Here is a 13,337-nt window from a genome sequence, read left to right on the forward strand (position 1 = left end):
CTTCGGTCGCTTGTTTGCCATTCTCAGTCCTCCGTTTCCTAAACATAACGGTGGACCCGTTCAGTTGGGGAGGCTCAGGAACGCTCATTCAACGCCGAGAGCTTTGATTTCACGGCTGAGCGCCCCTTTGTGCTGGGTCTTGTGGCCAAGGGCTTTAAGGAGGATGACACAGGACTGGAGTATATCGGCACCCGTCGTCAGCAAATGGGCGACGGTGGCGTGATCATGCAAATCAGGGATGCCTCTGGCGCGACTGTGGTAGTAAGCAATGCTGACTGGCGATGCCATGTGATCCATGCCGCACCACTAGATAAAACTTGCGAAAACGAAAACGATCCCGTGGCAGGCACAGCCCCGTGTGGATTTGATGCCAGCGAAGAACCCGCAGGCTGGGATGGTGCTGACTTCGACGTATCGTCTTGGGCAAGCGCAAGCGTTTTTTCTGAGGCTGAAGTCGACCCAAAATTCGGGTATGATGAAATCTCTTGGGATGCGTCCGCCGAATTGATCTGGGGCCCGGATTTGGAACAGAGCAACACCGTTTTGTGCCGTTTGACCGTCAACTAACACCCAAGGACAATCAACATGTTGAAATCAACCCTCATGACCATTGTTGTTTTAAGCACCGGGATGGCCCATGCGGAAAACGTCGAAATTTATGTCGTTGATATGCTCGACAACATTCAGAATGGTTATTGTATCGACATAGCAAAAGGTAAAGGCGCTTCTGCCAATCCCGAAGATGGGCTTCAAGCGCACACCTGCTACAGCCCGCTCGGCGAAGTGCTGGTCGATCAGGCGTTTGATCCAGAGCAATTCGCGGACGGTGTCCTCTTTATGCCTGAGTTTGACGTCTGCATGCAGGCTACGTCGACCGAGGCCGATGCGCCCGCTGAACTAGCTGCCTGTGATGGCTCCACAGCCCAAAGTTGGGTTTTTGACGGCGAAGGCACTATAGCCCCTGCGTCTGCTCCAGAAATGTGTTTAACCCTGACGGGCGAGACCAGAACCGGTCGCAGCGAGGAAAACCAGATGATCGCAATAACGCTTCAGGCGTGCTCTGAAGAACAAGCGGCGTATCAGACCTGGTCTAATCGCACTGCGGACTGACAGGGGTCAAGGAAGCACCCAAATTGTGCTTTTGTGGCCGACAACCAGATTCTGTGCAGTTTTCTGTAAGTATCGTCAGCGTTCGCGCTTTCGAAATGCCGACATTGGATCAAGCACCCCGAATTGGCGCTTTGTCCGCGAAGCAGTCGTTCACGCCGAGTGCACCGAATGACTCTGCCGAGCCCATTGCCGACTTTGCCGGGTGATTAAAAACAGAATTGACTTGAGTAATCCCGAAGCGATTGAGCGAGACATTGGTTAACATTCTTGCCGGACACGCGCGGTGGGAGCGCAACAGGCTTTTTTGGAAAGATACGAGAAAATTCAAAAAATCCTATGTATAAATAAATCCCTTGGTATTCTTTCTTTATGAATTCACTAACGAGAATTACGCGAGGTATAGGCGTCGCCTTTAAAGATGGCAGGGTGAAGGGCCTTCTAGCATTCACTACTGGCATGATCCTCTGGGCGTCGGTGTTTTACCGTTATGTCGAAGGTTGGAGCTGGCTTGACTCTATCTATTTTTCTGTTGTGACAATTTCGACCGTTGGGTTCGGTGACTTTTCTCCTGAAACAGCGGCAGGGAAAATATTTACAATTTTCTACATCATCGTTGGGCTCGGTATCTTCGTGACTGCAGCGACTACGGTGGCAGATACAATCCTGTCCCAGGACGACAAGCAAGAGGACAACTAGTTTTGCCCCGCCGAGCCACTGCGATTTCATACGCAGGCAATACGTCGACCGAACAGCCCCTCTGAAATCCGGATTTGCGATATACTTCAAATGGTTGCAGGTTTTTTGGTATTTTAAATATACATATTAATTTTTTTGAGTGTAAAGTTTGAACAAACAAATGTTGGAGGGATGGTATGGAAAAGACTCAGGACGCGAAGATTGTCGATCTCGCGATTAGATTGCTGTTTCTCGGGCTATTCCTTTACAGCGCTTTGGTAATGGTGGCCCCGCTGGCAAGCGTGGTCATCTGGGCGACGATCCTGTGCGTCGCACTCTATCCGGTTTTCGATTGGCTGCAGTCCAGGTTGGGCGGAAGAAAGAAGCTTGCGACGACGATACTGGTATTGTTGGGCCTCGTTCTGACCTTGGGACCGGTCGCGACAGCGGTATCCGGAGCAGCCGAACTTGGGTCTGGATTTGCAGAACAAGCTGACAACGGCGAGCTAAAAGTCCCACCGGCACCCGATGGCTTAAAGGAGCTGCCGCTGGTCGGAAACAAAATTGCTGAAGTCTGGGGCTTGTTTGAACGAAACCTTGACGGCGCGCTTGCCAAATACGGCGCGCAGATTCTTGAGATCACCAAATCACTGTTCGGAAAGGTCGTAAGCATAGGGCTTGGGCTCTTGGCGCTGGCCCTGTCCGTCTTGATCATGGGGGCTTTGTTCAGTCCTGGTCCAAGTCTGGTGCAAGGCCTGCAGCGCTTTGCCAACCGTGTCTTTGCGCCCCGTGGCGGTGAGTTCGTTACACTTGCCGGCGCTACGATCCGCAATGTGACAAAAGGTGTGATTGGCGTGGCTGCGATTCAGGCGGTCGTGGTTTGGATATTGTTGGCGCTGTTCGGAATTGGCTCGGCCGCCACGCTGGCGTTTATCTGTTTGATCCTCTCGATTATCCAGATCGGGCCCGGTTTGGTTCTTTTGCCAGTGATTATTTACGCTTGGAGCACCATGTCCGGCGGTGCCGCGTTGATCTTCACAATCCTGGCTATTCCCGTTGCGATAATGGACAGCTTCCTAAGGCCTGTATTCATCTCAAAAGGCCTCGAAACACCAATGCTGGTCATACTCATTGGTGTTCTTGGCGGCATGATGGCCTATGGCTTGATCGGCATTTTTATGGGACCTGTTCTGTTTGCCGTGTTTTATGAGCTGTTCAAGGTCTGGATCGACGCCCCTGCAGAAGCTGAAAGCGCGGCTGAAGGAGCCACGAAATGAGAAAGACGATTTGGACCACTTTGGCCGTCATTCTTGTTTTTCTTATCTGGTATCTTGTCGCTGACCGAAAAACGCCGTTTACCGGGAATGCCAGAGTAAAGGCCATTGCGACCCAGATCGTTCCACAGGTCACCGGTACAGTGACCGAAGTTCTTGTCGAAAACGGACAGATCGTCTCGGCAGGTGATATTCTGGTTCGGATCGACCCCAGGCCCTACGAAATTCAACGCAACAAGGCGGAAGCTGATCTAGAAGCGGCAACGCAGGAGGTGGGTGCATCCTCGGCAGAGGTAAGAGCCGCGCAAGCCAAACTGGCGCGGGCCCAGAGCGATCTGGACACAATACGCATTCAAACAGAGCGTGTTTTTGCGCTGGAAAGAAAGGGATTGATCGCCGTCTCAAAAGCCGACGATGCCCGAGGTCAACTGGCAGAGTCCGAGGCAAATTATGAGAACGCCAAAGCGGATCTTGAAAAAGCAAAGCAGAGGCTGGGTGACGACGGGATCGAAAATCCAAAAATTCAGCGCGCGTTAGCTGCCTTGGCGGATGCAGAGCTAAACCTGGAATGGACTGAACTGCGTGCTCCGGCGACGGGTGTCATATCCAATCTGTTGATCGCACCTGGTACGTATGCACGGTCCGGTCAGGACCTTTTGACGTTCCTGGATGCAACCGACATATGGATAGAGGCGTATTTTACGGAAAACAACCTAGGCCGGGCAGGGGTGGGTTCTCCTGTTGATGTCGTGTTGGATATGCACCCCGGTCAAATTATCCCGGGTGTCATTGAGAGCTTCAGCGCGGCTGTATCCTTGAGCGGTGGCGATGAACCTGGCCAGTTGGCCAGCCCGCCAAGTACCAAGGGGTTTCTGCGCGAACCAGAACGGTTTCCCGTTCGGATCGTGCTGCCGGGATATGAGGCCGGAAACGCCAAAGACGAACTGCGCTTCCAACTCAACGGGCAGGCCGACGTGATCATGTATTTGAGCGACAATTCCCTGCTGAATGTGGTCGGCCGGACCTATATCCGTTTGGTCTCAATACTATCCTATGCCTATTGAGGATCGAAAATCCGTTATCCGGCTTGCGCTGGGTGTGACCGGCGTTTTCGCCTTGGGCTTGTTTCTTGGGTGGCCTTTGGCGGTTGTGGGGGCAGTTTTCACCGCGCTGTTCCTACAAGCGCCCACTGCGCTGCCGTTGGCGGCATTCGCAAAGCTGTTTGTTTTCTCTATAGGATTGATGTTCATCTCATTCCTGTTGTCGTCCGTTTTCGCACCCTATCCCGTGGTATTCCTTATTCTGGTTGCCATCGGGATCATCCTGTCCTTCATGTGGTCAGTTTCAGGGGCCGGTGTTCTACCCGGTGTCATAGCACTCATGGGGGCGTTGATGATCCCGAACCTTGTATTGCAATCGCAGGATCTGGCGCTTGTGCTAGTATTTTGGATACCGATTAACCTGCTATTTGCAGGTTTCGTATCTACGCTGATGTTTGTGATGATCCCAGCGGAACCTCAAACAGTCGCCCAGAAAAAAGCCGACGCGCCACCAGATTTTGACCGGTACCGGCGGATCGTCAGAATGTCGCTTGTGACGCTTCCATTTGCCATGGTGTTTTTTGTGTCCGGCGCTTCTGCTTTGTTGGTTCTGTTCTTTGTCGCTCTTTTGAGCCAGCAACTGGCCGCCATGCCGTCGATGGGAAAAGCCGTCGCCAAAGCTATGCTTACGGCAAACCTGCTTGGGGCAGCGGTGTCGATCATTTGTTACGAGGTGAACGTGATCGCACCGGTTATTCTGACGCCCATTTTGTTATGTCTGTTCTTCTGCTTCACCCTGGGAGCGCTTGGGAAATCTCAGGTCGCACTCGCAGCAGCAGCCGGTTCGGCGTTGACAACGGTTCTGATCGTTTACGGTGGGTCGGTTGCGCCGTTTTCGGATGAGGCTGACGTCAAAAGTATCACGCGCGTTTTGCAAGTTGCAGGGGCCGCTTTCTTCGTGATTGTCGCTTATGTCATAGTGGACGAGTTCTGGCCGGAGAGGGAAATGCAAGCTTCATGAGTTGCCTGAAGTAAAGCTTTCAGGCGTCCACTCCAGCATCAAGAAGAATGTGCTTCGAAATCAGTGTTACTATCCAAGCGCGCGTCGACAACTCAGGTTAATCCGTTGCAGATTCAACACTGTTCTTCCGAATTTGGCAAACACGGCGCGCTTTTATTGCGGGCAGAAACACGGTTGCGATCGTATAAACCATCGTCTGCCTAGCCCGCCAAGTAGACACTCAAGCAAAGCTCAGCGAAAGTCGGCAGTGCGGATTTCGGTGGCAGAAGAAATTTCTTGCACCAAGGTGCAGTGCCCTAAAAGTTAACAAATTAGACTGTTCCTTCAAGCCGATGTTTTTCCTATCGTTGGTGAGAAATTGCGTGTCGGGAGGTCTCAATGAACAAGCTTATCTCAGTAGCGGGTGCGGCCTGCTTTGCTTTCACTGGAGCTTGGGCCGACGAGCATGCCCCGCCCAACATTCTTGTCATCATGGCAGACGACGTGGGTTGGGCGAGCGTCGGCGTTTACCACGGAGGTGTCAAAAGCATCGAGACGCCGAACTTGGATCGCCTCTCGTCTGAGGGTGCTCGTCTCACAGATTATTATGCCGAGCCAAGTTGTACTGCCGGTCGATCAGCCTTCATGACCGGACAGTTGCCTATTCGGACTGGTATGCACACGGTAGGGCTGCCGGGGGATCCGATAGGGTTGAATCCAGATGATCCGACGCTTCCGATGTTCTTGAAAAAGTTGGGGTACACGACGGGCCAGTTCGGTAAAAACCACTTGGGCGATCTCAACGAGTTCCTACCAACTACAAAAGGTTTCGACGAGTATTGGGGTTGGCTCTATCACCTGAATGCTATGGAATATACGTCTGATCCGGATTGGCCAGACGACCCAGAGTTCAATGCGCAATTTGCGCCTCGCAACATCATTCATTCTTTTGCAACAGAAGAAGAAGACGAAACGGTCGACCCGCGATTTGGAAAAGTCGGGAAGCAGCGCATCATTGATGACGGGCCTGCGCCTCCGGAGCGCCAAAAGACTTTGGATGACGAAGTGACATCTTACACGAAGGACTTCATTTCTCGTGCAGTAGAGTCGGACACTCCGTTTTTTGTCTGGATGGCTCCTGCCCGTGCACACGTCTGGACCCACCTTAGCCCCGAATACGAAGCTATGTTAGGCAATGGGCGTGGACTTCAGGATGTTGTCATGAAGGAGTTGGACAATAACGTTGGTAACGTTCTCAGCCACCTTGAGGATTTAGGAGTGGCCGATAATACCATAGTGATGTTCACCGCCGATAACGGCCCGGAAACACTGACGTGGCCCGATGGTGGTACGACACCGTTTCATGGGGAAAAGGGTACTACCTGGGAAGGTGGATTTAGGGTTCCTGCGATTATTCGCTGGCCAGGCAAAATACCTGAAGGGCAGGTTTTGAACGGCATATTCAGCGGCATGGACTGGATGCCAACCTTTGTGGCTGCGGCCGGAGGTCCCACAGACCTAAGAGAAAAACTCCTAGAAGGCTATGAAGGGTACAAAGTGCACCTCGATGGCTACAACCAGCTATCTTACCTCACTGGTGAGGATGAAGAGAGCAATCGCCGCGAGCTGATTTACTATCAGGGTACGGACCTCCAAGCCGTACGCTACAACGATTGGAAGGCGCATTTTGTCGTTCAAAACCACGGCTGGTCAGGACCGAAGGAAGAATTGGTCGCTCCCTTGCTCTTCAACCTTCGCCGCGATCCTTACGAGAAAGCAGCGGAGGAAAGCGGGATGTACGTCCGCTGGATGGGCGAGAAAATGTGGGCATTCGGTCCAGCCGCCCGACTAGTGCAGGCACATCTCGCAACCTTCGAGGAGTTCCCTCCGCGCGGGAAGCCGGTCGCCAATCAAGACCATGTTGAAGAACAAACATCAACCGAAGGCGGCATCTCTCAGTAGAGAAAGCGAGGCAACCAATACGCCTTTCTCACCGCAGCGTGGGCATCCGGCTCGGATCATCGGATGCCCAAAAAACCGATTAGGAATTTCGCTACAAAGCGAAACCTCTGCGAGAAGGAGTCATTCATGAGTGCCAGATTAGTCCTTCTGCTTGCTGCCGTCGGCCTCGTGCCAATTGCGTTATCATACGGCCTGATGCCGGGTAGTTCGATCCCAGTTTTGCTGGGATTTCCGGTGGAAGGAACGAACCAAACCCACGTGTTCCGAGCGATTATGGGTCTTTACCTAGCAAACGCGTTGTTTTGGTTGGCGGCCGCTTCGAAACCAGAATTACAACGCCCTGCGCTGTGGGTTCTATTTTTGTTTATGTCAGGACTAGCCGTTGGACGCATACTAAGCATTCTGATCGATGGAGTTCCGAACGGGATACTTCTCTTTTACCTTGCGGCCGAGGTAGCTTTTGCGGCTCTAGCGGCGGTTTCCCTGAAAAAAGTACGGTGAAATAGGAAGTAGAAAAAATGGTGAGGTTTGGCTTTGTTTTCTCGATGATTGCAACTCTATCACTTTCGACATCTGCTTTTGCACAATCTTCATCTGCCCAGACTGCGGTGGACGAAAACTTCTTAGGGCTTGAGACTGCCGTTGCCGAAGCGGGAGCTACTCCAATCGCATCGATAGATCATGCGCGCCTGGCCAAAGCCGAAGGCGTAGAAATGCCAGCATCTCGCGTACTCATTTTCTCTGTTCCAGAGATAAACACGCCCATTCTGAAAGGGAACGTGCGCGCAGGACTGGACCTTCCTTTTCGAGTTCTTTCATTCGATCAGGATGGCCGTCCGCAGATCGCATACACAGACTCTCAGTTTCTCAAAGTTCGGCATGGTCTAATCAACAGCCAAGCGTTGAATTCATTCGAGAACAAGTTGCTCGATGTCCTGAACGACTTGGATGCAGCACCAGCGCCGACCAAAGGATTAATCGCAAACCATGGCATCATCGAATTGCGATCTGAGCTCAGCGTGTCAGAGGCAGTGGAACGTCTAAAGACAGCTGTGATGGGACAGGACGATACTGTCTGGTTTGGGGAAATCGATTTTGCGACCGAAGCGTCCCAACTGGGGGTGGAATTGCCGGATGCTGTTCTCTTGCTATTCGGCGGACCAGCGCCCGGTGGTGTGGCTATGGCGGACTTTCCGGCAATTGGTTTGGATGCCTTTTGCCAAAAACTATTGGTTTACGCGAATGAAGAAGGCGGCTCCGTAGTCATTTTCAATGACATCGCGGCTTTGGCGGAGTTATACTACGGTTCTTCAGCAGAACCTCACCACGGTTTGAACAAACGGCTTACCGCAACATTTCGCACGGCAATTGAGTAGCTGCTGTTTGGAAAACGCAAAAAACCTTTGCCGATTGGCCATCTTTTCGTCGTCCGCTTTGGGCTCGGTGCGGACGTTCGCCGAATTGGCGCAATTGACCGCTATGCGGACAAAGCGGACATGATAAATTAATGGCGCTTTTTTTACACGAAGCTCAAACGCCAAAACTGATAGAGAATTGCTGAATGCGGTTTATTCAACATGATGAGCAAGCTTTCCGTCCCATTCTTCTGTCGAAACTTTGGGTTCCGGAGGGTCTGCAATGTAAGACGGCGTCATTATCTGTGTTCCGTTTTCATTAAACACATCGACAATGTTTTCGCGCAAATCGGACAAAATCTTAGGCAAGCTCGATCCGCGCGAAGTATATGCGTTGATTTCATAATTGATTGCGTAATCAGCCAGCTGCGTCCAAAGGACAAAAGGTTCGGGGCTCTTTCTTAACCCTTGGGTTCGGTGAGCAGCTTCTATCAACATCGCTTTAATCTTCTTTGGTGGCTCCTCGTATCCGATCCCTACTGTCGTGTGGACCAACAGCCCTCGGCCATCCACTTTGCGCGAATAGTTTACGACCTCGGAGTTGAGCAGCTGCGCATTTGGAATGCTAATCATCTCGTTCTTTATCGATTTAATCAGTGTTTCCATTAACTTGATCTCTGTTACGTCTCCGATCTTGTCGCCAACCTGAATGCGATCACCGACGTTGGTACTGCGTCTGTAGATGACAAACAGGCCGGCCATCATATTTGAAACAACAGTGTTTGAGCCAAGCGAAACCATGATACCCGCCAGAATTGTCAAACCCTGAAAGGCTCGGGAGTCGGAGCCGGGAATATAGGGGTAGGCAAATACAAGCGCGACCACGATGACTAACGCTCTGAACAACATATTGGTGGGAGCGATCCAATGCTCTTCAAAGTCTTTGAGTTCGAAAGCGCCATTCTCAAGGTTTTCAAAGAACAGGTCGAGCCCGCGAATTGCCAACCGTGTCACAGCTGCGATGATTGCGAGCATGATCAAGTTGGGAAGGTATCCAACAATTGCCAAAACGACAGTTACGAGCGGCTCGCTCACGTACTTCAAGAGGATCTGGGCTATGCCTTGCGTTTCAGCAAATGAGAGCAGCACCAGTGAAAGGTAGTAGTAGAAAAAGAACAGAAACAAGACCCACATCAAAATGTGGATTGAATAGACGATAATCGACGCGATTGCCCTACTTCTCAAGATCGACTTCGTGGCTTCCTCAACGCCTTCAGCTCTCTTTTCCAAGTTATTTTTGATATAGTCCAATAGCTTTCGCCGCTTTGCAAAAAACGCATACGAAGCGAGTGCAAAGACTGCCGTCCAAGCAAATGCAGCCATCGCACTATCTACTCTGCCCTCATTGGACCGAGCATCTCGGTATTGAAGAATTGCTGTCTCAATCGCTTCAGCCTGAAGCCCAGCCAGGACTTCAATGGCCATTTGTTCGTGCTCAGCATCAGCTTGGGTGGTTATCGTAACCATCTGCCCGTCGACGCGTATCATTTTCCCAAATTCAGCGTCCGAAACCTGAACCTGAACCGAAGTCCTCGTCGAAGCATCGGCGACCTGAGCAATCCGTTCCTCGATCTTTCTCGCTCGTTCGGTAGCGGGCAAAGCACTTGAGCCCCGAACCAAGAATAACTCTTCGCCATCCACAATCACTGGCGCTATGAATTCGGGATCCTCTCTCTCTTCAGCCGGTGCGAGGATTTCTTCAGACTGAGCAAGCGCAACAGTACAGGCAAATAGAAGCGGCAGGAACCATAACGTTAGAGCCCTCATGATTTTGCTCCTTCTACGGGAATTACGTGCACATCGCGTTGCGGGAACGGTATAGATATTCCTTCTTCATCAAACCGCTCTTTGGCTTGGCCAGTAAGGTCCCAAAAGACGGTCCAATAGTCGTCGGACTTGGACCATGGACGGCAGAAGATGTTGACCGAGTTGTCTCCCAGCTCACCCACGAAGATTTCTGGTTCTGGTGTTTTCAGACAAAGTTGGTGACGCGCAACCAAGTCCTTGAGGACTTCAATTGCTTGGGCAGCGTTGTCCGAATAGGCGATACCAAAGACCAAATCGACCCGACGTTCTTCAGATGCGCTCACATTAGTTATTACGTCCCCCCAAATTTTGCTGTTCGGTACTATGATAATCTGATTGTCGAATGTTCTGATCTTGGTTGAAACCACCGACATCTCATCCACAAACCCAGATGAGCCGCCTACTTGGATATAGTCGCCAGTGTCGAATGGCTTGAGGACCATGATCATCAGACCACTTGCGAGGTTGCCTAAGGTTTCCTGCAATGCAAAACCTAGGATGAACGACAAACCGCCGAGCACAGCAAAAAGCGGTGTAACGTTAACTCCGAACAAAGCTAAAACGACGAGTATGCCAAGGACGAAAACGGCCCAGTACACGGCAGTGGCAATGAAGCGTTTAAGCATTCTGGAGATAGTTGGAATTTTATTCAGACCCCGTTCTGTGACCCGGCGCACCATTCGGGCAATGAACATCATTGCCCAAACTGCCAACAAAACACCGAGACCGGCCATCAGCAGACCCACGCCCCCATCCCATGAAAACATCCACGCCCAAGCGTTTTGAAAAAGTGTTTGAAGATCGGTTGTTTTTAGGGATCCCGTTTTCAATGCGAGAATATAGTCAGTATGCGGTTCTAGATCTTCCGCTTTTGCGCCTTTCAGGGTCCATGCCTCGAGCACCAGGCGATAATTGTTGAGAATGTCTGATCCAGAGTCGTTCAAGGAGGACAACTGAGACCGCAAGTTGTCTTCCCGAGTTCCGCTCGCCGAACGAAGTTGCAAGTTTACTTGCGCGACTTCTTCGAGCCGAGAGCGCACATAACTCTGCCAAGTACCAGCAATCTGGGAAAGCTCTTCCGCAGTTAAGGGAACCAGTAGGATCTCGAGATCGTCGGCCGCAATCATCTCATCTAAAACTGCATTAATAAGATCGTCATTCTCGACTTCTACCGCCTCTTGGTCCGCCTCAGTTTCTTGCGCGCAGGCTGGAAAAGCACTCAATAGTGCCGTGAACCAAAGGAATGACCAAATCGTCAACGTTCTCAGTGCTCGTCTCATCTATCTGTCCCCTACTTCTTTAACGGTCGAAGAGAGCACACACAGACACACTAAATCCAGAATTATGTTTATGCTTGAATGTTTGATTGCGACCAACAGATACTTTGTCTGGCTCTAACTCCAGATCTGATCACTCATCCGGATCAGCCGGAAATCCGTGCTCTGCGGAAATCGCGCTCGCCAGTTTAAGTAGGTTAGCCGAAAGCTTGAAGCCTAAGGCCAAGAGGCAAACACAAACAAAAGAAGGACCCCGCAAGCAGCGGGGTCACGTCACGGTTCGAAATCACGATAACTCAACTAACTCGCATTCGAGTAAGAGGCGATGTCAGCTAGCAAGTGCAAGGTTGCACTTTCGGCCTTCTTCCATTGCTTTCTTTGTACCGGTCAGATCCACAACGAAATTTGCGGATTTCTTTGGAAACGCAATCAAGGTCTGTCCTTCAGCTACGGCAGTCGCCATATTTGCGTCCTTTACAACAATATAACCACCTGAGTAGTCGTCCGCTAGCTTCTTGCTTTTAATGCCTTTTGCACGGCCTTCATAAACGAAGTCGTCAATTGCTATCTCGATTTTCTGGCGATTTTTGATGTCGATGTCAGCTTGCGTGAATACTCCCAAATAACCGTGCTTTTGGTTTTTGGTGAGACCCATTTGCATTACGTTTCCGCTCTCGAAGACCTTTTCAATAAGGCATGTACCAGAGTCGTTGTCAGCATATACAGTCCAGCCTTCAACCTCACCGTATATCTCGAAGTTATCACTACTTGCCGGTATCGGATCTTTGGCAGCGGCAACAGTTGCATAAGCGGATATTGCCACGGCGGCAAATATGGCAGCGTATTTCATGTATTCCTCCCTAAAAGATTATGCATCGCGAAGCTTCTCGCGATGCAACAAATCCAAATATCGCGATGTGAATCCATTTCAACGTTTACAAGTGTTTTCCGTCAAAATTCCTGCAAAACGCGCTATGGATCTTTGTCTGATCCCACCCACTTTTTGTGGCATAGATGCTGGTTAGTGAATGCCTATCGCCTGAAGACCTCGATAGCTCTTCATCCAAACAGTAAAGATCTTCAGGGTATTCTGATCCAAACTCGTGATCTTTTCGTAGACATCGTACCCCAACCTGCTACCCACGGTCGTCTTCCATCCCTCTACGGCCGTGGGTTTTTCATAACGTCCATGATGCGTTTTAGGGAAAGCCTTAGTGCAGCGCTGAAAACAGAACTAAAAAAGCTCGCTTAACGTACTTACGAAAGTTCTTTTATCTTTTATCTTTGCGGTTTTTTTGTGCGACCGTTTTGGAATAGCTCCACAACCGGACCAATCAAAATAAGCAACTAAAAGACCTAAGAAAGTGCTCGGGAAACTTGCCACCAAAACGTACCACCTCGAGGGGTGGTCGTTTTGCTCGCGCCGATTTGGAAAACAGTTGGCACTATCAAATACGCAAATTGGATACATAAAAAAATCAAGCTTCAATATATCGAGCTATTTCCCGTAGTGAGTGCGGGCATCGTTTTGATTACCTAGCACTTTCCTACAGCCCTGCGTTGATCCCATCCCAGGGCAATCAACGTAGGGCATTTACTTTCAGTATCTTCTGAAAGTAACTTTTCAGTAACGATTTCGTTGTTCCAATGCACGGTTTACGTTAGCCCTGAAAAAGTTTCGAAAAACGGTCAGTTTAGGGATGAGCCTCCCCAACTGAACGGGTCCACCGTTATGTTTAGGAAACGGAGGACTGAGAATGGCAAACAAGCGACCGAAG

General features: G+C 50.6%; 12 protein-coding genes. 9 read left to right on the forward strand and 3 right to left on the reverse strand.

From position 1 onward, the window contains the following. Positions 1–129 precede the first annotated feature (129 nt). The 9 genes from GOW56_RS21560 to GOW56_RS21600 all read left to right on the forward strand — a co-directional run bounded on the left by GOW56_RS21560 (position 130) and on the right by GOW56_RS21600 (position 8,437). Positions 130–567, forward strand: a complete 438-nt coding sequence (locus GOW56_RS21560; protein ID WP_171207151.1) for a hypothetical protein — start codon at positions 130–132, stop codon at positions 565–567. A gap of 18 nt (positions 568–585) precedes the next feature. Then, positions 586–1,110, forward strand: coding sequence for a ricin-type beta-trefoil lectin domain protein (locus tag GOW56_RS21565; RefSeq protein WP_171167010.1), 525 nt, complete (start codon positions 586–588; stop codon positions 1,108–1,110). A 426-nt stretch (positions 1,111–1,536) separates the two neighbouring features. Then, positions 1,537–1,806 carry a potassium channel family protein gene (locus tag GOW56_RS21570; RefSeq protein WP_371807936.1) on the forward strand — a complete coding sequence of 90 codons (270 nt, stop codon included), beginning with the start codon at positions 1,537–1,539 and terminating at the stop codon, positions 1,804–1,806. Between the two features lie 176 nt (positions 1,807–1,982). Next, the gene (locus tag GOW56_RS21575) at positions 1,983–3,062 is read left to right on the forward strand and encodes an AI-2E family transporter (protein WP_152459503.1); all 1,080 of its coding nucleotides are present in this window, start codon (positions 1,983–1,985) and stop codon (positions 3,060–3,062) included. Further along, complete coding sequence (locus tag GOW56_RS21580; RefSeq protein WP_171116978.1) at positions 3,059–4,123, forward strand: HlyD family secretion protein; 1,065 nt, start codon at positions 3,059–3,061, stop codon at positions 4,121–4,123. The genes GOW56_RS21575 and GOW56_RS21580 overlap by 4 nt, the downstream gene beginning before the upstream one ends. After that, positions 4,113–5,120, forward strand: a complete 1,008-nt coding sequence (locus GOW56_RS21585; protein WP_171207152.1) for a DUF2955 domain-containing protein — start codon at positions 4,113–4,115, stop codon at positions 5,118–5,120. Before GOW56_RS21580 ends, GOW56_RS21585 begins: the two co-directional genes overlap by 11 nt. Before the next feature lie 378 nt (positions 5,121–5,498). Next, complete coding sequence (locus GOW56_RS21590; protein ID WP_171207153.1) at positions 5,499–7,061, forward strand: arylsulfatase; 1,563 nt, start codon at positions 5,499–5,501, stop codon at positions 7,059–7,061. Positions 7,062–7,187: 126 nt separating this feature from the next. Then, positions 7,188–7,562: a DUF4345 domain-containing protein gene (locus GOW56_RS21595; RefSeq protein ID WP_171171393.1), complete on the forward strand. Its 375-nt coding sequence runs from the start codon at positions 7,188–7,190 to the stop codon at positions 7,560–7,562. A gap of 17 nt (positions 7,563–7,579) precedes the next feature. Then, complete coding sequence (locus tag GOW56_RS21600) at positions 7,580–8,437, forward strand: DUF302 domain-containing protein (protein WP_171207154.1); 858 nt, start codon at positions 7,580–7,582, stop codon at positions 8,435–8,437. A 192-nt stretch (positions 8,438–8,629) separates the two neighbouring features. On the opposite strand, the gene GOW56_RS21605 is transcribed toward GOW56_RS21600, so the two are convergent. The 3 genes from GOW56_RS21605 to GOW56_RS21615 form a co-directional block, all read right to left on the reverse strand. Further along, on the reverse strand, positions 8,630–10,243 hold the full coding sequence (locus GOW56_RS21605) for a mechanosensitive ion channel family protein (protein WP_171207155.1): 1,614 nt from the start codon (positions 10,241–10,243) through the stop codon (positions 8,630–8,632). Further along, positions 10,240–11,562 carry a mechanosensitive ion channel family protein gene (locus GOW56_RS21610; protein ID WP_171207156.1) on the reverse strand — a complete coding sequence of 441 codons (1,323 nt, stop codon included), beginning with the start codon at positions 11,560–11,562 and terminating at the stop codon, positions 10,240–10,242. Before GOW56_RS21610 ends, GOW56_RS21605 begins: the two co-directional genes overlap by 4 nt. A 325-nt stretch (positions 11,563–11,887) precedes the next feature. Beyond that, positions 11,888–12,409 (reverse strand): hypothetical protein, encoded by a 522-nt coding sequence (locus tag GOW56_RS21615; protein ID WP_174831941.1) that lies wholly within the window; start codon positions 12,407–12,409, stop codon positions 11,888–11,890. Positions 12,410–13,337 lie beyond the last annotated feature (928 nt).

Origin of the sequence: Ruegeria sp. HKCCA0235A (assembly GCF_013033235.1) — a bacterium.
GTDB lineage: Bacteria > Pseudomonadota > Alphaproteobacteria > Rhodobacterales > Rhodobacteraceae > Ruegeria.